General features: G+C 55.1%; 24 protein-coding genes. 16 read left to right on the forward strand and 8 right to left on the reverse strand.

Annotation, left to right across the window (positions count from 1 at the left end):
• Nucleotides 1-58 precede the first annotated feature (58 nt).
• From KF784_04115 to KF784_04130, 4 genes are all read left to right on the forward strand, one after another.
• Nucleotides 59-718 (forward strand): hypothetical protein, encoded by a 660-nt coding sequence (locus KF784_04115; protein MBX3118226.1) that lies wholly within the window; start codon nucleotides 59-61, stop codon nucleotides 716-718.
• A gap of 23 nt (nucleotides 719-741) precedes the next feature.
• A complete protein-coding gene (locus tag KF784_04120) occupies nucleotides 742-1,173 on the forward strand; it encodes a hypothetical protein (protein MBX3118227.1) in 432 nt (143 codons plus the stop codon).
• A gap of 234 nt (nucleotides 1,174-1,407) precedes the next feature.
• Entirely contained in the window at nucleotides 1,408-2,313 is a 906-nt protein-coding gene (locus tag KF784_04125; protein MBX3118228.1) for a helix-turn-helix transcriptional regulator, read from the forward strand.
• Nucleotides 2,314-2,560: 247 nt separating this feature from the next.
• Nucleotides 2,561-3,484, forward strand: coding sequence for a lactate/malate dehydrogenase family protein (locus KF784_04130; protein MBX3118229.1), 924 nt, complete (start codon nucleotides 2,561-2,563; stop codon nucleotides 3,482-3,484).
• A gap of 191 nt (nucleotides 3,485-3,675) precedes the next feature.
• Here KF784_04130 and KF784_04135 read toward each other — a convergent pair whose 3' ends face one another.
• The 3 genes from KF784_04135 to KF784_04145 form a co-directional block, all read right to left on the reverse strand.
• Nucleotides 3,676-4,041, reverse strand: a complete 366-nt coding sequence (locus tag KF784_04135) for a hypothetical protein (GenBank protein MBX3118230.1) — start codon at nucleotides 4,039-4,041, stop codon at nucleotides 3,676-3,678.
• A 15-nt stretch (nucleotides 4,042-4,056) separates the two neighbouring features.
• Complete coding sequence (locus tag KF784_04140) at nucleotides 4,057-4,332, reverse strand: hypothetical protein (protein MBX3118231.1); 276 nt, start codon at nucleotides 4,330-4,332, stop codon at nucleotides 4,057-4,059.
• Nucleotides 4,333-4,401: 69 nt separating this feature from the next.
• Nucleotides 4,402-4,773 (reverse strand): hypothetical protein, encoded by a 372-nt coding sequence (locus tag KF784_04145; protein ID MBX3118232.1) that lies wholly within the window; start codon nucleotides 4,771-4,773, stop codon nucleotides 4,402-4,404.
• Nucleotides 4,774-5,052: 279 nt separating this feature from the next.
• Between KF784_04145 and KF784_04150 the strand changes: the two genes are divergently transcribed.
• Nucleotides 5,053-6,165 (forward strand): TIGR00341 family protein, encoded by a 1,113-nt coding sequence (locus KF784_04150; protein ID MBX3118233.1) that lies wholly within the window; start codon nucleotides 5,053-5,055, stop codon nucleotides 6,163-6,165.
• A gap of 18 nt (nucleotides 6,166-6,183) precedes the next feature.
• Here KF784_04150 and KF784_04155 read toward each other — a convergent pair whose 3' ends face one another.
• The 4 genes from KF784_04155 to KF784_04170 all read right to left on the reverse strand — a co-directional run bounded on the left by KF784_04155 (nucleotide 6,184) and on the right by KF784_04170 (nucleotide 11,958).
• Nucleotides 6,184-7,359, reverse strand: a complete 1,176-nt coding sequence (locus tag KF784_04155) for a M28 family metallopeptidase (GenBank protein MBX3118234.1) — start codon at nucleotides 7,357-7,359, stop codon at nucleotides 6,184-6,186.
• Nucleotides 7,360-7,411: 52 nt separating this feature from the next.
• Nucleotides 7,412-9,484: a tetratricopeptide repeat protein gene (locus KF784_04160; protein MBX3118235.1), complete on the reverse strand. Its 2,073-nt coding sequence runs from the start codon at nucleotides 9,482-9,484 to the stop codon at nucleotides 7,412-7,414.
• Nucleotides 9,485-9,487: 3 nt separating this feature from the next.
• Nucleotides 9,488-9,763, reverse strand: a complete 276-nt coding sequence (locus tag KF784_04165) for a MerR family transcriptional regulator (GenBank protein MBX3118236.1) — start codon at nucleotides 9,761-9,763, stop codon at nucleotides 9,488-9,490.
• Between the two features lie 575 nt (nucleotides 9,764-10,338).
• Nucleotides 10,339-11,958 (reverse strand): CTP synthase, encoded by a 1,620-nt coding sequence (locus tag KF784_04170; GenBank protein ID MBX3118237.1) that lies wholly within the window; start codon nucleotides 11,956-11,958, stop codon nucleotides 10,339-10,341.
• Between the two features lie 384 nt (nucleotides 11,959-12,342).
• Here KF784_04170 and KF784_04175 point away from each other — a divergent pair, with 384 nt between their 5' ends.
• The 7 genes from KF784_04175 (at nucleotide 12,343) to KF784_04205 (ending at nucleotide 19,006) form a co-directional block, all read left to right on the forward strand.
• Nucleotides 12,343-13,923, forward strand: coding sequence for a M20/M25/M40 family metallo-hydrolase (locus KF784_04175; protein ID MBX3118238.1), 1,581 nt, complete (start codon nucleotides 12,343-12,345; stop codon nucleotides 13,921-13,923).
• Nucleotides 13,924-14,063: 140 nt separating this feature from the next.
• Entirely contained in the window at nucleotides 14,064-15,686 is a 1,623-nt protein-coding gene (locus tag KF784_04180; GenBank protein MBX3118239.1) for a S8 family serine peptidase, read from the forward strand.
• Nucleotides 15,687-15,734: 48 nt separating this feature from the next.
• Nucleotides 15,735-16,136, forward strand: a complete 402-nt coding sequence (locus KF784_04185; protein MBX3118240.1) for a hypothetical protein — start codon at nucleotides 15,735-15,737, stop codon at nucleotides 16,134-16,136.
• A 40-nt stretch (nucleotides 16,137-16,176) separates the two neighbouring features.
• On the forward strand, nucleotides 16,177-17,625 hold the full coding sequence (gene gatB / locus KF784_04190; GenBank protein MBX3118241.1) for an Asp-tRNA(Asn)/Glu-tRNA(Gln) amidotransferase subunit GatB: 1,449 nt from the start codon (nucleotides 16,177-16,179) through the stop codon (nucleotides 17,623-17,625).
• Nucleotides 17,622-18,179 (forward strand): hypothetical protein, encoded by a 558-nt coding sequence (locus KF784_04195; GenBank protein ID MBX3118242.1) that lies wholly within the window; start codon nucleotides 17,622-17,624, stop codon nucleotides 18,177-18,179. Before gatB ends, KF784_04195 begins: the two co-directional genes overlap by 4 nt.
• 42 nt (nucleotides 18,180-18,221) lie before the next feature.
• Nucleotides 18,222-18,734 (forward strand): DivIVA domain-containing protein, encoded by a 513-nt coding sequence (locus KF784_04200; GenBank protein MBX3118243.1) that lies wholly within the window; start codon nucleotides 18,222-18,224, stop codon nucleotides 18,732-18,734.
• A 2-nt stretch (nucleotides 18,735-18,736) separates the two neighbouring features.
• Complete coding sequence (locus tag KF784_04205) at nucleotides 18,737-19,006, forward strand: DUF167 domain-containing protein (GenBank protein MBX3118244.1); 270 nt, start codon at nucleotides 18,737-18,739, stop codon at nucleotides 19,004-19,006.
• Between the two features lie 15 nt (nucleotides 19,007-19,021).
• On the opposite strand, the gene KF784_04210 is transcribed toward KF784_04205, so the two are convergent.
• Nucleotides 19,022-19,396 (reverse strand): VOC family protein, encoded by a 375-nt coding sequence (locus KF784_04210; GenBank protein ID MBX3118245.1) that lies wholly within the window; start codon nucleotides 19,394-19,396, stop codon nucleotides 19,022-19,024.
• Between the two features lie 88 nt (nucleotides 19,397-19,484).
• Between KF784_04210 and KF784_04215 the strand changes: the two genes are divergently transcribed.
• From KF784_04215 to KF784_04230, 4 genes are all read left to right on the forward strand, one after another.
• Entirely contained in the window at nucleotides 19,485-20,051 is a 567-nt protein-coding gene (locus KF784_04215) for a helix-turn-helix transcriptional regulator (protein ID MBX3118246.1), read from the forward strand.
• 190 nt (nucleotides 20,052-20,241) lie between these two features.
• Nucleotides 20,242-21,045: a prepilin-type N-terminal cleavage/methylation domain-containing protein gene (locus KF784_04220; GenBank protein ID MBX3118247.1), complete on the forward strand. Its 804-nt coding sequence runs from the start codon at nucleotides 20,242-20,244 to the stop codon at nucleotides 21,043-21,045.
• A 116-nt stretch (nucleotides 21,046-21,161) separates the two neighbouring features.
• Nucleotides 21,162-21,794: a TetR/AcrR family transcriptional regulator gene (locus KF784_04225; protein MBX3118248.1), complete on the forward strand. Its 633-nt coding sequence runs from the start codon at nucleotides 21,162-21,164 to the stop codon at nucleotides 21,792-21,794.
• Nucleotides 21,791-22,906, forward strand: coding sequence for a S41 family peptidase (locus tag KF784_04230; GenBank protein MBX3118249.1), 1,116 nt, complete (start codon nucleotides 21,791-21,793; stop codon nucleotides 22,904-22,906). The genes KF784_04225 and KF784_04230 overlap by 4 nt, the downstream gene beginning before the upstream one ends.
• The last annotated feature ends 52 nt before the right edge of the window (nucleotides 22,907-22,958 follow it).

Raw genomic sequence — 22,958 nt, forward strand, 5'->3', positions numbered from 1 at the left:
TCAACGTCCGAGACTTCATGAGGAGGGGGTTGGGGGTGAAGAGTAATACAATGGTTGTGTGAACAAAAGACTGTCCCGCAATGACCGATGGCTTTTGGAGATGGTTCGTCGGGATAGCAACGAACTGTGGACTTTGGTGAACCTTCTGGGGCAGCTTCAGTACCGTCCAGTCATCCCACTCCTCATTCGAATCTACGAGCTTATGGATGGCACCGAAGGTCGTCCAGACATGCGCACCTATTGCCTGGAAAAGATCGGTTGTGTGGGTGGAAAGAAGGCTCGGGCGTTTCTGCACGATGTTCTGAAGAATCATAAGGGACATCCTTCGCTAGGCGATTGGGCGATCGTGGGGCTGTGCCGTTGGGGGACTGAGTCCAAGCAAGACGCAGAAACGTTTCTTGCCTTGCTTGATGATCCTAAGGCGAGCGTCGAAACTAAGCACTCGGCTGTTCATGGTCTCGCGAACATTGCTACCAAGCGCAGTTGGGGAGATAAATATCGGCTGGATGAGGAGATTGTCACTAAGATGATTCATGCTGCAGAGTTCGGTCTGAATCACGAACATCCTGAAATGCGCATTGCTGCTATCCAGCTTTCCTACCATCTGAATGCCCACCGGGATCGTGTGGAAGAACTTGCAAGAATCGACAACCGGAAAGGTGAGGTCACCAAGGTTTCGACAGAGGCAAAGATCATTCTGGCAAGTTGGGAAGACTGAACTTCTGCTCCCATAATCACCGCATGGCGTACTACATGCGCTTCTTTTCGGAATCTTCGCTGCCTGCGCTTAGTGAAATTCAGGCAGCATTTACTACGGTCAATAAGGAGTACTCCCTCACCACCGAGGAGCCGTTTGTCCTGAGCTTTGGTGAGTGCGAGATCGCGGTCTTGGAAATCTCTTGTCCGGGTGATGAAGTCTTTGAGGAAGAGATTGAAGAGTTTTTGGAGTCGCTCGAAGGTTCGTTTTTCAAACGTCGAAGAGTCGAGAAGTGTCTAAAGAACTGCGCAGGGATTCTTGCCGTTCAGGTTCTATTCGGTGGCAAGGATAGCAACGAGACTCTGGATCGTATCGCTCCACTTTGGCATTTCCTCATGAAGCGATCAAAAGGGCTGATTCAGGCTGACGGGGAGGGCTTTTATGCAGGCACGAAGCTCATCCTTGAGTTGGAATGATGCGTTTGTACCCTCCGTTGTGGAGGGATCAGAGCCCTTCCTCGTGCCACTGGTCGTGATGAGGATCGGACTGTAGGTGGACAGAGTCGTTCGGTCTCCCTCCCCTTAATCCCCTCCCTCATCAATCCTTCGGAGTTGACGAGGGAGGGGAAATCTGATCAGCCCCCACAACCTCCGCACAATCCGTCAAACTTTTCATCAGACCGTCATCGCACACTCTCTTTCGACAGTCCGATGGAAGTACAGAACCTAGACCAATTGCTGCAGTGGATTCTCGACCGCGCCCCGAAAGTGAGGGAGCTGGCCGAGCAGGCCGCCTACAGCCGATCGCACTACTCGCGCTCTTTGAGTGAAGAGTTGGGCGAGCCGGTGCAGAGCATCCGCAAACGGCTGCTTTTGGAGCGGGCGGCATGGCAGTTGCGAACGAGCAAGCTCAGCGTAAGTGAGATCGCCATCGAAGCGGGTTATGACTCGCTGGAAGGCTTTTCTCGTGCGTTTCGAGCTGAGTTCGGGGTTTCGCCGAGCGAACACCGAACCGCGGATTTGCCTGCGTGGGCGCTGCCCAGCACGGCGGGGATTCACTTCCACCCTTACGGACTGATCATCCGAAGAAAGGAGAGAATGAACATGAATATCACTGAACGCATGATGAGGCACCACGTATGGCACGTGGATCGCCTTATCCAGCTTGCCGGAACTTTATCTGACGAGCAACTTGATCAACCGACGATTGACCTTCCCCAGCCGGTCGTCTTCAACGACCCGCACCCCGATGTGCGGAGTACGCTCGACTGGATCATCTTCACACAGGAGGTTTGGCTTGCTGCTGTGAATGGGGAAAGCTGCATTCAGGAGGGGCGCGACACAACGCTTGCAGGCTTGAAGGAGCGGCATCGCAAGTCGGGACAGGGATTGCTTACGTTACTAGAACGGATCGAAAGAGAGCGTCTGTATGACACCGAGTTTGTGGACGGGCTGTGCGATCCGCCACAGGCGTTCACCTTCGGCGGGATCATCGCGCACATCCTGACGTTCTCGGCAGCACGGCGGGTGTTGGCGCTTGCCGCGCTGAACAAGCTTGGAGTGGTCACGAATGACTACGGCGATCCTTTGAACTGGGAACGGAGTGGCGGTTTGTAGTGAGTAGTGAGTAGTGAGTAGTGAGTAGTGAGTAGTGAATAGTGAGTGGTGAGGAGCGGGGAGCCGATCTCGGCTCTTGGCTTTTTGCCGTGGTTCTATGTGTGGCCAGCATCGAATCGCGGCAGGGCGGCTCATGTTTCTTGGATCGTTTGTCACGGCGCAGCCCAAATCGGGCCCCATCCCGCCCACTGCCCGAGTGCCATAATTAGGCTAAGAAGGCACAGCGCCTACAAGGAATTCACCAGAAATGAAAGTCAGTATCATCGGAGGAGGGGGCCGCGTCGGATCGGATGCGGCTTTTGTTTTGCAACTTGGCGGGATCGTGACCGAGATCGCCCTGATGGACATGAATCAGGACATGGCCGCCGGTGAGGCCCTGGACCTGCGCCACGGTTCGGCCCTGACGTCCAACCAGACGTTTACCAGCGGCGGCTATGAAGTCGTCGACGGCAGCGACTGTGTGGTCATCACCGCCGGTTTGCGCCGCAAGCCCGACGAGTCGCGCTTGGAGCTGATCAACCGCAACGTTGGATTGTTTCGAGGCATCCTCGACGAGCTCAAAAAGGTCAAGCTGAACGCGGGTGCGACGATCATCGTCGTCTCCAACCCGGTCGACATTTTGACGCAGCTCACCGTGGAGAGCGAGATCCTTCCCGTGAACCAGGTTCTTGGTCTGGGCACCGTGCTTGATACTTGCCGATTCCGCAGCCTCATCGCCGACCGCTTGAAGGTGGGTGCGCTGGACGTGGATGCTCTTATCCTCGGCGAGCATGGCGACTCGATGGTCCCGATTTGGTCGACGGCGAACATCAAGGGCGTTCCGTTTGCAAATATTCCCGGCTTTACTCCGGCGCTTGGCGACGAGATTTTCGACTTCACGAAGAAGTCGGGGGCGGAAGTGATTCGCTTGAAGGGTGGCGCGGGCCGCGCCGTCGGCGTTTCCATCGCCGAAGTGGTTCATGCCATTGCCAAGGATTCCAAAGAGGCACTTCCGGTATCCGCTTGGCAGACCGGAAAGCTGGGCATCAGCGACACCTGCCTTTCTCTTCCCACGCGGGTTGGTCGTGCGGGCGTGATTGAGATCCTTGAGCCGACCGTTACGGCGGAAGAGCGAGAAGGTCTGCACAAGTCGATGGAGAGGCTGAAAGAGACGCGGGCACAGATAGCGTAGTGAGTCGTGAGTAGTGAATAGTGAGTGGTGAGGAGCGGGGAGCCGATCTCTGAACGCTTATCTCCGATTTCCGATTTCTGATCTCCGATCTCTGATCACCCAAAAAAGCTCCCAAGTTGATTTCAACTTGGGAGCTTTTCGCATTCCGGGAAGTGGCGACAGCGCTTGGTTTGCGCCTCACCGCTCCATCATCACGACGAGAACTTCGGGAAGGTCAAAGTTTCGCCTGGCTCGCCCTTGTTTTCAGAAGGCATGCTCGAGTGCTGTTTATTCGTTCCTATCACGCCTTGTTCGGCGCGCAGTCTTCGACGCAACACGAGCGCTTCCTGAGCCTCGCTGAGGTGGAAGAGAGCAACTTTGTTCTCTTCACAGGACAACTTGCGGCCCTGGAAGTCCAAAATCTTCTGAATGAGGACTTCAATTACGTCTTCGATGGCACATCCATTTACGCCGACTTCGGCGGGATTGCCATGCTGCAGTTTGATACGGATGTACTCTTTTTCGATGAGTGCTCCGCCGCCATCAATGTGACGCCACTGCTCCATGTTTTCGCTCATGCTGCACTTCCTTAGTTAGTTTTTTGCGGTTGCTGCTTTTGCATCCGAACAAACAAAGGCCAAGAATCTGCATTCCGATGCGAGTGATTCCAGGTAGTTGAGCGCTCGTTCTCGGGCTCGAGTCTTGAAGAGGTCTTGATTCTCTTCTGTCTTCGCCTGATCGCGAACGCGGCGAACGTACCGCTGAATCGCGAATCCTACGCCGTGAAGACGCTTGGCCTTCTCAACGCCGGATTCTTCGGATGTCCAGATTTTGACGAGTGTTGTTTCGAATGTTTGGATCGGGTTCACTTAGTATTCTCCTATATTTCTACGCCGGGTCTGCAACAACTTCGTTACAGACAAAGAACAAAAGAGTTCTCACGCCGAATCGACGCCTCCGGCATTGGAGGGAGGTTCTCCTTGCTTATCCCATCTGGGATGAGCCAAATAGCTGGGTTCATAATTGAAACCCACATGTCCTGCGTTCTTCCCGGCGATCCGCTTTGCGGTCGTCGTGACGAACTGCATGCTCCGTTTGAGGACTTCTTTGTACTTCTGGAGGGCTCTTGTACGCTTTCCACGGCCAAGCTGCTCTGCTTGTTCTAACTTGCTCATGCAAGCGGTGTATTCCCAATCGATGCCGCGTGCTATGGCGTCGAGTTTCTCCAGTTTTTCCTTGTTGCTGACGGGCTCGCCCCTGATAGAGCGAACACGCTTGATAAGGTCAGCCACAAACAGCCGATTGCTCATTGAATCGATATTCAATGGTCACCTCTCCAATTTGTCGGTCGGTGAGAAAGCCTCAAGCGACTGTGCTTCGAGCCTATCTCTTTCGATGTGTCTGCGAGGTTAGCTGGCGGATTAGAGCCGAAAGTACTCTTCCGATTAGATCGGATTCACCCCTATTGAGTGGGTCCCCCGCTCCGACGTGCGTCGGATTTGACTAATTCAATTATACCACATTTTCGCCACCCTGGCAGGTTCACCGGGACTCCAGCTTGACTCTGTGATGAGGCACAATAGATTACTTTGGCAAACGGGGCCGTGACAGAGAGCAAAGGGGAATCGGGTCTCGGCCCGCATACACTGCTTCGTCTGGACATCACTCGCAACGCCGCGACGACCGTTCCTTTCATTACGATGAACGCGCTTGCAGCGGTTGTCGCATCCTACGGACTTCTTGCGGGCAGTTCCGCAGTTGTTATCGGAGCGATGATTATCGCCACGCTGCTTGGGCCGATCACTGGGCTTGCGCTTGCGCTTGTGGATGGCAACAACAAACTTTTGCGCCGAGCCTTGGCTGCCGAGGCTGTGGGCGTTGCCGTTGTTCTGTCTATTTCTATCCTCATTGGGACGATTCATCAAGCCCTGCCTTTGACCGCCGAGATCCTTTCGCGCACCAAGCCGAATGTTCTTGATCTTGTCATCGCGCTTGCTGGCGGTGCGGCGGGGGCTTACGCAACCGTCTCGCCTCGGTTGAGCGTTGGGCTGGTGGGGGTGGCTATCTCAACCGCGCTCGTCCCGCCTCTCGCTACCTGCGGCATCTGTCTCGCTCGGGGGGATACTCGTTTAGCCGTGGGCGGCTTCGTGCTTTTTCTGACGAACCTTGTCGCGATTCAGGTTGCGTCTTCGGCGGTGATGTGGCTGCATGGGCTCCACCAGATCACATCCAAGCGTGAGAATCGCCAATCCTATCTGGTCAGGAATGGTGTGAGCGGTGTCTTCCTTTTGATTCTTTTTGTTGTGCTTTCTGTCAACTTCGTCAACACGATCGCGGCTCAGCGCTATCAAGCTGAGATTCGAGATGAGCTTAATCGGTCCCTTGATGAGCTTCCGGGTGTCTACCTTGCTGAACTACGGATCGCTTCTCATGCAGATATCACGACGATTACTGCCGTTATACGATCTCCGTACTCGTTTGATCCTGCAACCGTGAAGTCTATGCAAGACCGGCTTGCAAAACTCAGTGACCAAAAGATTGAGCTCCATGTTCGAGCCGTCCTCATCAAAGAAACGACCAGCGAGGGCTATCTGCACGAGATCACACCACCGGCTACCGAAGAACCAGAGCCAACGCAACCTGTAACAAGCCCGACTACCAGTATCGACAATCCGGTGATCGGACCGATTTCGCCTCCCTAGGCGGCGTCCCGAACGCGTTTAACGAGCTTCGACGGGGATGCCCCCAACTGCTCCGACCGCAAACACATGATCGTCTTTGTTGATCCCTTTCACGGTGTAGGTTGACGCGGAGCCCGCATCGAAAGAACCCTGCCAGACCGGCGATGTCGTCTCTCGCCAGTAAACGACGTACTTTGTGTCCGGCGCTCCCCTCCAGTTGACGGTCGTGTCGTGACCTTGGCGCATGTCGATTCGCACATTTGTTGGCGGTTCTGCAGCGATTGCGAGTGTCGCCATGCCTACGAGGTTCAGTCGGACAACGTTCGCCAGATAGTTAAAGTCCATGTGCTTCGGAAGATCTTCGACGGTGTGCTGCCAAGCGTACTCTTCGTGCACCTCGATGAAGCGCACCGCGTTAAATCCCTGCTGGTTGAAGGGCGTGTGATCGCCACCCCTTCCAAAGCGGTCTTTTCGAAAGACGAGTTTGACGCCAAAGTCTTTCACTTTCCCTCGGGTCGCCCACTCGATAAAGCGGGCGAGTTCGCGACTGTTATGGCGAACCTCCGCACCAGATGCGGTCTCTTCGCTGAAAACGCGAATCTCCTTGTCGTTCTTCTGCCCAGAGAGATTCCCTGACGAGCCAACCGTGTCGTTGCTGAATACGGCGTCGATTTTCCAGTTTTCGTCCTTCGCTCGCTTGGCCATCGCTCCCGAACCGAAGAGGCCCTGCTCTTCGCCACTCCAAGCCACAAAGCATAGCGTCTGCTCCCACTTTTGCCCGCTCATGATCCTTGCGAGTTCAAGCGCCAGGGCGACGCCGCTGGCGTCGTCGTTTGCACCAGGCGAACGCTCGGTGAGGGGGTCGGTTCCGGGGGAGACGTTGATGGTGTCGATATGTCCACCGACGATGATCCGGCGGTCGGTTTTGCCGGGGAGGGTGGCGATGACCTGCACAACCTCCTTGTCGGCGACAATCCTGCGCCCTTGCTTCACCGGATACTTCATGATCTCGACCTGCAGTCCGGGGATCTTCCGATACTCGTCGGCTAGCCATTCGACAGCTTGTGTGAGCGTGTCGGAGTTGGTGTTGCGGTTGGGATAAGAGGCCAGCTTTTCGACCGTGGCTTTGAGGCGATTTGCCTCAACCTGGGCGGTCATCGACTGGATATCGGCGGGTGTGTCTAACAGCATGAGAGCAAGTACCGGTAACAACATTGCAAGTCTTCCTTGCGATGATTGTACGCACAAATGTTAGACGAAAAGCGAGTTAGGCTGCCGTTTCGGCAAGACCGGAAGCACCGCTCACAATCCTTAGATTGTGCTCTGCTTGGCTATGTCCAGGCTGCAAGGATAGAGCCTGATGGTAAGAGGATTGAGCGGCGGCCAAAAGGTTAAGCTGGGCCAAGCAGTTGCCCATCACAAACCATGCTTGCGCGTTTCCAGAGTCGATCCGAAGGCCGTTTTCATAAATCTGTGCCGCATCGGCGTACTGGCCAACTGAGTAAAGGAAATCGCCGAAATTGAAGTATGAGTTTGGATTTGCGGGGTCGCGCTTGATTGCTTCGGTGAAGCAATGCATCGCCTTTTCGTTGTCCCCTGTTGCGGCCAAAGCTCGTCCCCAATTGATGAGGACATCGGTGTTTGGATCGTGGTGCTTCGAATAGGCCTCGTAGGCTCGAATCATGCTCTGAGCGTCGCCGCTTGCCTCGCAAATCTTCACCCAACTGACCCACAGGCTGACATTTGCGGGATCGATTCTCCAGGCCGACTCAAAGTATTTGGCCGCATCGTCCGATCGACCGAGCTCATGCAGGCACTGCCCGATAATGCTCATTGCAGGGACGGCCCAGAAAGCGTCGCATTCGAGCGACTTTAGAACCTGAACGGCCTCTTCGTAGCGGCCCAGCCGCTCCAGCGTCCATCCCTTCTGGTAGATGGCGATGGCAAAGCCGGGATCGACAGACAGGGCCTGCCCTATCCAGTCCAGCGCCTCTTCGTATCGCCCCATGCCGCCAAGGATTTTGCCCTTTAGCAGGTGGCTCTTGTAAGTTACGATGCCGTAATCGCCGGTCGAGCCTGCTTCCCAGGGCATCGCCATACATGCGTTGACAGCCGATAGGGCTCCCTCAAATCTTTCGAGCCGATAAAGGGCGTGGGCCTCCTCGAAGGCGTTGATGATGCTGAACTGTCCGGCCTGTTTGGCCTCCTGACAGACGGCGAGGGCCTCTTCTGGGCGGCCGAGCGCGGTGAGCGACCCGGCGTAAAGCTGATACACGAGGCCGATGAATCCGTTGCCGGGGTGCATGAACCGCAGGCTCATCTTGGCGGCTTGGACGGCGTTTTCGTGCTTCTGTCCAACGTGATAGGCGTTGGCGAGGTTAAACCAATGGAACGCATCGTTCGGGCTTTCGCGAACTTCTTGCTCAAGCATCCGGATCGTTCGCTCGGCTTTGTTTCGCTCCTCCATCATGGAAGGGACATAGCCGTAGTGGTTCATCCGTGCGTTTTCGAGCCGTGCGTTGGGCAGTCCGAGTTCGTCGAGCGCGGGTGTAACTTGCTCGTGAATTCGACCTGTAAACTTGATTCCATCCACGAGGCGGAACAGGCGAACGGGACAGTGTGTAAATCGGTCGGCTTCAGAATTATCGCGGATAAAGTTGACGATCTCGATGAAGTAGCCGCCGAATTGGGGCCTTGTCAGCGCTTCTGAAATCGTTTTCCAGCTCTTGGGGTCTACCTCTTCGTCGGCGTCGATCCAGAGCGCCCAGTCTCCTGTAGCCAGTTTGAGACTTTCGTTTCTGGCAGCTGAGAAGTCGTCGCACCACTCGAAGTGTCCGATCTTTGCACCGAACGATTCGGCAATCTCAACGGTACGATCGGTTGAGCCAGTGTCCACTACGACGATCTCATCGACGTGGCCTTCGATGCTCTTTAAGCAGCGTTCCAGGTGGTTCTCTTCGTTCTTGACAATGAGGCAGGCGCTGAGCTTGATGCCCACGCCTGTGGGCTTTGCAGGGGCAAATTTTCGTATGCGGGCTTCGATCTTGTCTGCGCCTTTGTCGCTTGCTCCAAGCTTGGAGACCATCAGTCGGCGGCAGTGATAGTAGTCGGAAAGAAGCTTTGCGAGTTCGGGGGCCAGGGCAGAGTCTGCGCCATTCTCTAGACAGTCAACAGCCTCGTTCTCCTTTTGCGTATAGCAATGGAGCATCCCTTGCAGGATATGAAGATCGGGCAGATCGGGGTACTCGTTCAATGCTTGCAGCAGCAGTTCCTGCGCCGCCAGCATATTTTGGTTGCGGATGAGTTCGCGTATCTCTTGAACGAGCGTTTCCGTTTTCATGGCTTAGGCCGCCTGGGATCGGGCCAGTCTTGCCAAGTGCCGCTTTGCGCCCGCAATGCTGAACATGTCGTCTCTCAACAATTTCTTGATGAGAAAGACCGTCTGAATGTCTTCAGGGCGGTACCGGCGTTGGCCACCGTCAGTGCGAATGGGTTCCAGGAAAGGGAGGAATTCACTCTCCCAATAGCGCAAAGTGTGTACTTCGACTCCCGTAATCTCACTCGCCACGCTGATACTTACAGCGCGTTCGGTACGATTTGTCTTTCGTTCAGCCGGCATCCTTGGGGTGCTTCTCCTTAATGAGGGACCTGGGAAGGGTCCACTGTAATGGTTCGGCAGGTTCCTGGCAATTTTGCAGGGTATAGGTAGGAAATTGGGTTTTAGAAGGCTTTTCTAAGCCCAAACAGCTTGTCGTTTCTCGTTTCTCGCAAAGACGCGAAGCCTGAGCGTTGGTGTTGCTGGGGTTGCCTCTGCTTTGGTGTGAGTTGTTGGCTCTCTTAGTTTCTCGCAAAGGCGGTAAGACGCAAAGCCCGTGCGTGGTGTTGCCCTCTGGCCTCGCACAACTACTGGATTCTCACGCTTAGAAAGGCGGACTTGTTGTACATACCGTCAAATGGCACGGGGCTTGAAGAGAACGCATAGCAACAACATCTTCGAGACTGCACAGACGGCGCCTTGGCGGCTGAATCTAAGGAGAGCCTCTGTTATATCCCCCCTGAGAACCCCCGCGCGGCAGAGCGGGGGTTTCTCTATTTGGCGATCAGCGGTCAGCTATCGGCTATCGGCTATCAGCTATCGGCGATCAGAGATCGGAGATCGATGGACGATGGCTGGTTGAACCGCGTTGATCGTTCCTACTGCACACTGACCCGGCTCTTATGCCGGATAGCTGCTTCGACCAGTCCTCGGAACAGAGGGTGTGGGCGATTGGGGCGGCTCTTAAACTCTGGGTGAGCTTGGGTACCCACAAAGAACGGATGCCCGGGCACCTCAATCATTTCGACGAGACGATAATCGGGCGACACGCCGGAGATCACCATCCCCGCTTCAGCGAGCTTCTCACGGAAGTCGTTATTAACTTCGTAGCGATGGCGGTGGCGCTCTTCGATTCGTGTGGAGCCGTAGAGCTTGTGAGCAAGCGTCCCGTTCACCAGGTTGCAGGGCCATGAGCCGAGACGCATGGTCGCGCCCTTGTCAGAAATGTTTTTCTGCTCGGGCAAGATGTGGATGACCGGGAAGGGTGGGTTCTCGAACATCTCTTCGGAGTTCGCGCCTTCGAGCCCGCACACGTTTCGTGCATATTCGATGACCGCCATTTGCATTCCAAGACAGATGCCGAAGAACGGCAAGCCGGTCTCGCGTGCGTATTGGATCGCGCTGATTTTTCCTTCGATGCCGCGACCACCGAAGCCGGGGCCAACGATGAGTCCATCCATGCCTTGCAGAAAATCTTCTGGCGGTCGACCATCTTCCAAGGAGTCGCTTTCGATCCACTCGATATCGACCCGCGCATGATTCGGTATGCCCGCGTGGATCAAGGCTTCGCCAATCGACTTATAAGCGTCGCCGTTGCTGGTGTACTTTCCTACCATCGCAATGCGGCAGGTCGACTTGGGGTTTTTGAGTGTGTCCACCAGGCTGGACCACTCCGCCAGATTGCTCGGGCGGGGCTCCAGGCCAAGGCGCTCCACTACAAAATCACCAAGTCCCATCGCATCGTATCGGAGCGGGACTTCATAAATCGTCTCGACATTGAGCGATTCGATCACAGCTCGCTCCTGAACATCGCAGAAGAGGCTGATCTTCTCTTTGACGTCTTGGGGGAGCGGGACTTCGCTTCGGCAGATCAGGACATCTGGGGAGAGGCCGATCTCGCGCATTTTGATAACGCTGTGCTGCGTTGGCTTGGTTTTGATTTCGTCCCAAGGTCCAACTGTTGGGATGAGCGTCACATGGACGTACATCGTGTTCTCGGGGCCGACGTCCTTGCGCATCTGTCGAATGGCTTCCATAAACGGAAGAGATTCGATGTCACCAACGGTGCCGCCGATCTCGGCGATGACGATGTCGGCTTCTTGCTGCTTGCCGATATCGACGATGCCTTTTTTAATGGCGTTCGTGACGTGGGGGATCACTTGAACGGTGCCGCCGAGATAGTCGCCTCTGCGTTCGGCTTGGATGACCGAGAGATAAACCTTGCCTGTGGTGATCGAGGAGCCTGACGAGCAGTTCACATCGATAAAGCGCTCGTAGTGACCGAGGTCGAGATCGGTCTCGGCGCCGTCTTCTGTGACAAAAACTTCGCCGTGCTGGTAGGGGTTCATCGTTCCAGCATCGACGTTGATATAGGGATCGAGCTTGAGGGGCGCGACCGTGTAGCCGCGATTACGCAGCAGTCGCCCAAGACTTGCTGTGGCAATCCCTTTTCCGATGGAACTCACCACACCGCCTGTCACGAAGATGTATTTCGTCATGCTCTAACCTTTGCCACGTCTTCTCGGCGCATGGCGTTCCCCACCCAGAATTTACAAACAGAAACCCCTTGCAGCATCAACGGGAATGCGTGGAACGGCTTGATCCCACCCAGCCATTCGAACGACTCTTTTCCTCAGACGCAGATAGCCCGGCACAAGTCGCTCGTTTCGCGAGTTCACTGGGGGACTAACTGAGAATTATACGCCAGTGGGGGGCGATGAAGGCGGTCTTTTTGCAGGAATTGAGGCACACCGAATCTGCCTTAATCCAAAGCCCTTGTTGGATCCTTCATGCAGTTTCTCTCGAACGAACAGCCAAGTCGCGCGATAAGAAGGGTATTTTCATGGAACAGGAATCCCAGCAATTTTGGAGAACAATAAACCATGAAACGTTCACTTATACTCGTGGCGATGGCTTGCGCAGCCATTGGATTCAGCCAATCGAGCGACCCGACAATCGACAGGATTATCAACGAGGGGAAGAATCGAAACCAGTCTATGGTTCACTTGAACCATCTCACAAAGAAGATCGGTTCACGCCTTACCGGTTCGATCAGCGCTCAAAAAGCATGCGAATGGGCAGCAGAGCAGTTTAAGAAGTTCGGCTGCGAAAACGTTCATCTGGAGCAATGGGGCGAGATGGCGGTTTCGTTCCAACGTGGCAAACGACAATCGGCGAAGATGGTCGCTCCTTACGAGGCCGAAATGGTCTTTACGACACCTTCATGGTCGCCGGGAACCGACGGCCCCCTGCGTGGAAAGGCCGTGATGGAGCCCCAGACCGAGGAAGAGTTTGAGAAGGTGAAGGATCAGCTCAAGGGCGCTTGGGTTGTTTCGCGAAGCCGATGGGGCATGCGCGCGCCGCAAGCCGGAGCGGGCAATGACCTGAAGACCAAGATTGATAACGCGGGCATTCACGGACGGGTGTATGGAGCGGCTGATGAGCGGGTTCATACGAGTGGACGCTTTGTTGGCTTGGACTGGGACAACCTGCCGACCGAGCGACGCATCGGCATTCGAAAGTCGGACTATGATCGGATCACGGGCTACCTTGTGTTCAACACGAACGTCGAGCTTGAATTCGACATGGAGAACCGTTTCATCAAGGGCCCGACGAAGATGTACAACGTCATCGCCGAGATTCCTGGAACCGAGAAGCCCGACGAAGTGGTGATCATCTGTGGGCACCTAGACAGCTGGGACGGCCCGGGCTCGATGGGCGCTAATGACAACGGAACAGGCACCACCGTCACGCTGGAAGCCGCCCGAATCCTGAATGCCGTCGGGGCAAAGCCGAAGCGAACGATTCGCTTCATTCTGTGGACGGGTGAAGAGCAGGGTCTGCTAGGATCGCGCGCTTATGCTGAGAAGCACAAGGACACGATGACGAAGGTCTCTGCCGTTCTCAACGACGACGGTGGCACCAACTATCAGGGCGGATACTCCTGCTTAGCCGAGCATGAGAAGATGCTTTCCGAAGCCATTGCGCCTGTGCAAAAGGCCTTCCCTGATATGCCGATGAGGCTCAACGTCGTTGCGAACTTCCCACGCGGCGGTTCCTCTGACCACGCGTCGTTCATCCCGTATGGCGTTCCTGGGTTCTTCACGATGGAAGCAGGCAAGGCCGACTACGGATTCGTGTGGCACACACAGAACGACCGACCCGAGTATTCGGTTGCGGAGTATCTGGCGCAGTCCTCGACAAACCATGCGGCGGTGTCGTACTACCTGGCAAACGCACCCGAGCTGTTGGCTCGTATTCCTCAGCGCGGCGGCGAAGGCACCATCAAGGAGATGCTTGCCAACATGGAACCCCCGATGGGTGGTTGGAGAAACTACATCACCAGCCGCGAGTTCCATATCGACAGTCAGCCCGACGGACATGACCACGACGACGACTACGTCGCTTACATGATCGAGACGATCACACGGGCGATTCTTCGAGCGTTTGGCCTCGGCGGATAAGGCCGGAGATCATCGACAAAAGAGCGGCGCGAATGTTCTTCGCACCGCTCTTTGACTTTTGTCTCGAACAATCTGGCTGGAAATCGATTCTTTCTCTATGTTCGAGCAAGATCGCCATTACAATGAACTTGGGAGTACTGATGTTGCGGAGGCTTGTTTATCTCATCACGCTGGCATTCTCGGCTTGTGCTCAGGCCCAATCGCCGGGTGCGCGGTATATGCCGGGCGAGGTGTTGGTGAAGTTCAAGCCTGGCACTTCGCTTGTTCAGACTGCGTTTAGCGCTCGTTATAGGGTCCAGTCGGCAAGTGTGATCTCCAGACTTGGCGTCACCCGAATGACGCTTGCGCCAAGCATGACGCCTACGCAGGCGCTCCATGAGCTTCGAAAATTGAAGGCCGCGGTTGTTTACGCTGAGCCCAACTATATCAACGACTACAGCTACATTCCGAACGACCCGGGATTTGCGCTCCAATACCATCATCAAAATGTGCGCAGTCCGCAGGCGTGGGACGTCAGCTTTGGCTCTATCGGTGTGACGGTGGCGATCTGCGATTCCGGCGTGCAACTGAATCACGAGGACCTCGCACCGAAGCTTTTGGCTGGAACAGACACATTCGATCACGATAGCGACCCGAGCGACGAACTGGGGCACGGCACTTTTGTCGCCGGTTTGGCAGCAGCCGCAACGGATAACGGTGTCGGAATCTCTGGGACCGGATTCAACTGCCGCATCCTTCCCGTTCGCGTTGGCGGAAACTTTGGAGTGCCGAACTCGTCGGCGGCAGAGGGGATTGCGTGGGCGGCCGACAACGGGGCAAACGTTATCAATTTGAGCTTTGGTGGATCGATCCCGAGTTTGACGATGAAGGACGCCATTGATTATGCGACGACAGTCAAGAACGCGGTTGTTGTGGGCTCGGCGGGCAACAGCAATACCAGCCTTCCCCTGTATCCTGCTGCATTTCCGAATGTGATTTCGGTTGGTGCCACCGACGAAAACGATGAACGTGCGGAATTCAGCAACTTTGGAACTTGGGTGGATGTTGCGGCCCCCGGTCTTGACGTTTACAGCACGGAGTTTGGGGGCGGCTATGCCACCCATAGCGGCACATCCTACTCCGCTCCCATTGTGAGCGGCATTGCTGGGCTGGTGTGGAGTCGGGCAGGGCTGTCGGCGACGAGTGTCGAGATCAGGAGTTACCTTGAGCAATCGTGTGACAACGTTGGAACGTGGGTGAACTTTGGACGTGTCAATGCGCTTGCCGCGCTCGATGCTGTCACACAAATTGATGAGATCGACTTCGACGTAGAAACGGCAAGCGTGTTCACGGGCAACTTCGGTGGGGGGAATATCGGAAGTTTGCGCACCACGGATGGCTCTATGTACTTTGTGTTTGGCGCGCCGTTTCCTTCACTCGGACTGGTTGCGGCTCTACAGGGCGAGTTTTCGGTGCCGGACGATCCCGACGACGTGAACTCCTTGAGCGTCACATTCGCCACCGCTGGACCACCGCGAACGACGCAATTCGTCTACGTTTGGAATTGGCAAACGAGTGGCTATGAACTTGTGAAAACCCTGCCGATCTCACAGACCGTCAAGGATACGGAAGCGATTTTGAGCCGCCCGTATGGACGGTATATCAACCCAACCACAAACAAAGTTCGTGTGCTGTTACGGGCGGTAGGCCCTGCCCGATACGTGAAGCAGATGGTCTACTCGGTTGATCGCCTCCAACTCAAAGCTTTTGTTCGCACTCATTAGTTTTACAAGCAGGAAGAAGGCCTTTTCGGGCCGAATTAGAGATACGAAATGTCCGACGAACATAAGCCGGAAGAATCGGGACAACAAGCCCCGCCCGTACAGAGCCATGGTGGCACCGATTGGAGCCGTCCACCCGAACAAGCACCGATCCACGGACAAGGCCAATATCAGCGTGGCCCAAACGATGGGATGCAGACACTCATTCCAACCAAAAATGCGAATGCGCTGGCAGCCTACTACTGCGCCGTTTTTGCGCTTGTGCCATGCTTCACGATCTTCTTGGCACCAACCGCGATCGTCCTTGGCGTCAAGGGCCTCAAAAACATTAAGGAGAACCCCGGCCTGCCTGGCGCCGCTCATGCCTGGGTTGGGATTATTGGCGGCACAGGATTGCTGCTTTTGATTCTGATTGGCTTCGCTATCTGGGCGGTTATTCAAGCCGCGGGATAAATGCTGTCGCGGGCGGCTCTCCACCGGTAAACTGAGCCCAATGCAGACCTGGATTCCGAGCGTGGGCATTGAAGTTCACGCTGAGCTCAATACCGAGTCTAAGATGTTTTGCCGCTGTCCGGTGGCGTTTGGCGGCGAGCCTAACACACGGACTTGTCCGGTATGCCTCGGTCTGCCTGGGGCGCTCCCGGTCCCAAATAAGGCTGCCATTGAGAAGGTGCTGCGAACGGCGTTAGCCCTGAACTGCAAGATCGCGATGGATTCGTTCTTCCATAGAAAGAACTACTTCTATCCCGACCTGTCCAAGGGCTATCAGATCAGCCAGTATGGTGAGACCAACCCTCTTGGTTATTACGGCTACCTTGAGATTCCCACTCCTGATGGGGGCACCAAGAAGATACGGATTCGGCGCGTCCACCTTGAGGAGGACACCGGAAAGCTGCTGCACTTGCCGACTGGGGGCAGCGGCGTGGATTTCAACCGCTCGGGGGTTCCTTTGATGGAGGTTGTGACGGACTTCCCGCCCGACGTTTCGTCCAGTGATGAAGCTAAAGAGTATCTTGTCCAGCTTCGGCAACTGCTGCTTTACCTTGATGTTTGCGATGGAAAGATGGAGGAGGGCTCGCTGCGATGCGAACCCAACATTTCGGTGCGAAAGGCTGACTCGGAGACTTACGGCACGAAGACCGAACTGAAGAACCTTGGCAGCTTTCGTGCGATGCAGCTTGGCGTTCAGTACGAAGTTAAGCGGCAAACGGCTTTGCTTGAGGCAGGAGAGGCGATCAAGCAAGAGACCCGGGGATGGAACGAAGCTAAAGAGGCGAGCTATCTTATGCGCGTCAAGGAGCAGGAGAACGATTATCGTTACTTCCCGGATCCTGACCTTGTGCCGATGAAGTTTGACGAGGAGTACATCGAGTCTCTGCGCAAGTCGATCCCGGAACTGCCCTTAACAAAGCAATTGCGCTATCAGCGCGATTACGGCTTTGAAGCTAAAGAGGCGGCTGAACTTGTTGCCGATAAGGCTTGGGCGGCCTACTTTGAAGACTGCGTTCAGGCTGGGGGCGAAGCGAAGACCGTGTCTAACTGGATGCGTTCGGATTTTGCAAAACTCCTCAACGAAACGGGCCTGTCGCCACGTCAAAGCAAGGTAAGTCCAGCGCATCTTGTAGACCTTACAAAGCTGATCGCGGCAGGCGAGATCAGCGGCAAAATGGCAAAAGAGATGTTTGCCGAGGTGTTTGAGTCGGGCAAGATGCCGACTGAGATTTTGAGGGCGAGCGGCAAGTCGATGATCACCGATCGAGGTGTGATTGAGGCTCTTTGCGCAAAAGTCCTATCGGAAAACCAGGGACCTGTCGAAAAATACAAAGCAGGACAAACAAACGTCATCGGGTTCTTTGTGGGGCAGGTGATGAAAATGAGCCAGGGTCAGGCCAAGCCCGACCTTGTTCAGGAGATCGTTCGGGAAGCGTTGGATAAGCAATGAATCGTTTGTGTCTGGCAGTACTGTTCATCGTGGTCGCTCTACCGGTGGCCGCGCAAAACCGTGTCGAAGAGATTTGGGATACGGCTGCCAATCGCATGTCCAACCAGAACGACAAGTGGTTTAAGGATGGTGATTTCCCGAAATGCATCCAATCGCTGAGGATGCTCAACCTGCTCTTCCCCAAGGATGAGGATATCGCCACGAATTTGGGATGGCTGCTTGAAAGCACCGAGCAGCAGACAGAAGCCCTTGCCGTCTACGTCAGATTCCGTAATCAGAACCCGACTGATCCTAACGCCACCTACCCGGAAGCGAACTTTTACTTCATGAAGAAGGCGTATGCCAAGGTTCCTCCTCTCCTGGAGAAGTCGATCAAGCGCAGCCCGACGCCTCACGCAAACACTTACCGGATTCTTGCCCACTCCTACGATCGACTTGGTAGGCTCACCGACGCTAAACGCGTATGGCAGGCCTATCTCAAAATCAATCCCAGCGATGAGGCTGCCAAGGCCAATCTGCGCAAAGTGGAAAACAAAATCAAAGACGGAAAGTGAGAAAACAGTAAAATAGGGTCGGGGGAGGCGCTGGGGCCTATCATGAATTCCGATCTATCAAGCGCAAACTCCTTGCCGCGTGCCTTTCGTGGCTACCGCCGCGATGCCGTGGAAACCCTTATCAAGGATTACGAATCCCAAATTGGAGCCCTTGCTGATCGGGTGCGCGCTCTGGAGGGTGAGCTCGCGGGGTTTAAGTCTCAGGAGCAAACTTTGAAGGATGCCGTGATTCGCGCACAGCGCGAATATGATGACGCATTGGTCGAGGCTCGACAAGAGTCGGAGCGGATTCTTGAGGAGACGCGACGACACGCTGCCGAGATTGAGGAGCAGCACGAGGCGAGGCTTTTGGACCTTCGGTGGGGCATCGAGAAATTGCAGCTTGAGAAGAAGCGGTACTTGAGCAAATTCCGTACGCTCTTGGAAGATCAGCTTTCGACGGTCCTTGCCGAGCAAACACCTACTCCCACCCATGCGATTGTCCACGGCTCTGAGGAGATTGTTCTCACTGAGGCACAGCTTGACCAAGGCTCCGCGTCTGCCTCTGGCGAGTAACGATGCCTGATGAAGTCTTCTGCGAGTTCGACGTTAAGGTCATTCCTCGCAGCAGTCGGAACAAGGTGGAGTCTCCGGATGGCGTAACGCTTAAGGTTTGGGTTACTGCGGCTCCTACCGACGGTCAGGCCAATGAGGCAGTGATCGATGTTCTTGCCAAGCAGTTAAAGATCTCTAAGAGCAGTGTCACCCTCGTTCGGGGGCACACGGCAAGGAATAAGCGAGTGCGCCTGCAAGGACTAAGCCACGCGGAAGCAATAGCGAAGCTATAAATCCACGAAAGCAGGTTAGGCTCCCGCTGACTCATAAAGCATCAGCCGATTTCCATCAGGATCGAAGAAGGTTGCAAGCTTGACCATCCCGCCGAATTCACGCGTTGGTCCGTCGAATGCAACGCTTCTCTCCTCAAGCAGCTGCCTCGCCGAGCCAATATCCTTGACGGACCAGACAAGCGTGGCTCCGCCTCGTGTTTGTGGCTCTTCGACCTGCGAGATGTCGAGGTGAACCCCTTCGACCGGGGTTTTGATGAAGCACATCCCCATCTCTTCGTTCTCCCAGGAGACCTCAAATCCAAGCACATCGCGATACCAGGCCGCCGAGGCCTTGTAATCCTTGACTTCTAACGAACAAACTAACTTTCCGAGATAACCTAAATCGTTCACTGAACCACCTCCTGCCGGTGGGAGACCCACAAGCATTGACATAATAAAATATATCAAATATATTTATATTGTCAAGTCCTTTCGTCAAATGATGCAGAACCCCGAACTTCTTCTCGCTCTTACCCATCACCGTCACGCGATAGGCATCATTGCGGAGTTGTGGGGGTCTGAGGGCGCCAAGCTGGTCACGCTAGTCTACCGAACGGGTGCGAGCGAGGGAGCGACGAAGCAAACGCTGAGTTATCTGATTGAACGGGGATGGGTTGTCAAGAATCCAGGCTACGGGCATCCTTGGCGTCCCGAGTATCTGCTGACGCCTCAGGGGGAGGTTTTTGGAGCAGCTTGTGCCCGTGTGGTTGAACTTGCGCGAGAGCAGATGGCTCAGGATGTGGCCTTTGACAAGTGGTCTCTTCCCGCTCTTTACAGCGTTCTTTCGGGTGCGCGGAGGCACAAAGAGGTTAAAGCGTCGCTGCCCTCCATCACTCCGCGAGCGCTCTCGCAGTCTTTGGCGAACCTTGAGGGCGTGGGCTGGATCGAGAAAGCGGTCATCTCCGTTACACCCTTGCGCATCGAATATCGGCCTACCCCAATCGGCGAATCGTGGCAAGAATCACTGCAACACTTTGTGGAATTGCTCAAAACAAACAACGGGTAACCGAGATCATGCCGTCGTGCGGTTACAGTCACCAATTTGGAGTTTTGACGAGTTGCGGTTAAACTAAGTCCGCTTCCAAATTGGAGCATGTGCCTTGAAAGCATGGGAAGGCTGTGCAAGTGAGGGTGCGCAAAAACAATGTATCCGAGGTCTTTTGATCTCTGACAGGGATACTGCGCGAGGTGAGAAAATGCGTCGCCGTAAGGCATTTACTTTGATTGAACTGCTGGTCGTCATTGCAATCATTGCGATCTTGGCAGCGATTATGTTCCCCGTCTTTGCTCAAGCGAAGGAGACCGCCAAGCAAGTCGTTTGCATCAGTAATATGAGGCAGTTCGGCATGGCATTCATGATGTACAAGACCGACTGGGACGACAGTTGGGTGCCTGCTTCCTCGGAGACGGACGCCGGACCGCAGTTCAACCAGCAACAGATGTGGATCGGCTACGACAACAACAACGACCCCGGAACGGGCACGTTTTTAGGCGACGTCAACAAGCCTGCGACGGGACCGGAGCGGCCCGGTGGGCTTGATCCTTACATTAAAAGTCGCGGGCTCAAGCGCTGCCCGAGTATGCCTTCGGAATGGCAAACGGCGATGGCCTACAACTACTTTTCGTCCACGAATGCAAGCAAGTACTACGTCACAAACCCGTTGGCAAGTGGGCAGGAGTACGGTCCTGGAGCGAGGAGCATCACGACCAGCCTGGCGGGCTTTGCCGTGACAACCGGTGTTAACGATTCGGAAGTGGAGGAACCGGCCTATACCCTTGCGGCGTGGGAGCACAAGTTCCCTGCCCCAGTGTGCAACTTCTTGCAGGGGCCAGATTGGCTTGATCACGCCCCCATCAACCCCGACACCTATATCAAGCATTTCAATCTGCTCCACCGAGGCGGCTCGAACTTGCTGTGGTGTGACGGGCACTCCAAGCGGCTCCATTTTCAGCAGCTCAACCGCAGGATGTTCTCGGTTCAGAAGAGCATCTATCCCTGATCTTTCGGCCTTACATGAATAGCGGTCTTGGGACCAAGGCCGCTATTTTTGCTTGAACATCCGTGACTTTCGGTTGCACTGAAACCTAATATCGTGCATTTGTGTATTAATGAGTCATGGCAGTTCTCCCTGCGGCTCGGGCATCCACACCGGATGTGATCCTCGATGCGACCGATCGGCTTATGGCCCGGTATGGCTTTCGCAAGATGACGATGGACGACCTCGCTAAAGAGGCGGGCATCGGCAAGCGAACGATCTACCTCCACTTTCGAAGCAAAGAGGATGTCGGACTCTCCTCAATTGGGCGAGTCGTTGAGCAGGTTCATCGGGAGCTTAGGGAGATCGCTGACGCAAACGAGCCTGCTTCGATTCGGCTTAGGAAGATGCTTTATCGGAGGGTGATGGGAAGGATAGAGCAAGTCAAGGACTATGCTCACAGCCTAAACGAGCTCTTTGAAGTGGTGCGACCCTCGTACATGGCGCGGCGCGCCGAGTACTTCGAAGAGGAGAAGCGCTTGTTGTCCCGTGTCCTGCTTGAAGGTGCGCGGGCGACAGAAGATTGCGAGCGTCGTGCCGACAGCATCGCCGAGTCGATGCTTCTGGCCACCAACGCGTTTCTGCCGTATAGCCTTACCGTTCGCGAAATCGGAACTCCGGAAGCGATCGGCATGAAGCTTAGCGCGATGATTGACCTCTTGCTAAAGGGGATCACCACCGGACCTGTTCATAACACTAAGGAAAAACCATGATGATTTCGACACTTATCGCTTTGGCCTTAATAACTGGCGTGCAGACGGACGCGCCATCGTACGTCCCCTCTGACGCCCTGCTCCGTTATCAAGGAGGCGCCACCCAAGCGAAGGCTTTTGAATTGACCAACGAAGTCAAAAACCAGACGCTTGAAACCCTCATTCGAGAGATGAACCAAACCTATGTCATGCCCGACATCGCCAAGAAGATTGAAGCCGAGCTTCGGAAATGGATGGCGGGAAGTGACTACAAAGCGCAGACCGATCCCGTTCAGTTCGCGGCACACGTCAATGAGATCATCAAGGGGCAGGTCACTGACGCGCATCTGAGGTTTCGATACTCGCCCAACGTACTGCCGACACGGTCAAGCCCAAGGGAACCTTCGGCTGAGGAGATTAAGCGGGCAGAAGCCTCCGTGCGATTTCGGAATGCAGAGTTCACGAAGGTCGAGCGCTTAACGGGGAATATCGGATACATCGCCTTCAACGGGTTCATGGGACCAGAGGATATGGCCCGTCCGGTTGAAGGGGCGATGAGGTTCCTAGCCAATACCGACGCGATGATCGTCGACCTTCGGCAAAACGGTGGTGGTGATCCGAGAGGCGTACAGCTCTTTTGCAGCTACTTCTTTGACGAGAAGCCGGTTCATTTGAACAGCATCTACTTCCGCAATGGCAATAAGGGAGAAACTATTGAGTTTTGGACGCTGAAGAAAGTTGCAGGGCCGCGTTATCTCAACAAGCCGCTTTACATTCTGACGAGCAAGCGGACGGGTTCTGGCGCGGAAGAGTGTGCTTACAACTTCCAGCAGCTCAAGCGCGGCACAACGGTTGGAAGCTCGACTTGGGGCGGGGCCAACCCCGGTGGGGTGGCGCGGCTGAGTGATCACTTTTCCTGCTTTATCCCGGGCGGACGAGCGATCAATCCGTACACGAAGACTAACTGGGAAGGCACAGGCGTAAAGCCCGATGTCGAAATTGATCCGAGCAAGGCGCTCAAGCATGCCCAGCTTATGGCGATCAAGCTGCTGATGCTCAAGGAGACCGATCCAGAGATGAAAGCGGACTACGAGACCATGTACAAACAGGTCGAAAGCGAGCCGGATCGCTAAGCCCACTCCCTGCAAAAGACCGTACCGGCTCGGACATGGCGTCCGAGCCGGT

Source organism: Fimbriimonadaceae bacterium (genome assembly GCA_019638775.1).
GTDB lineage: Bacteria > Armatimonadota > Fimbriimonadia > Fimbriimonadales > Fimbriimonadaceae > JAHBTD01.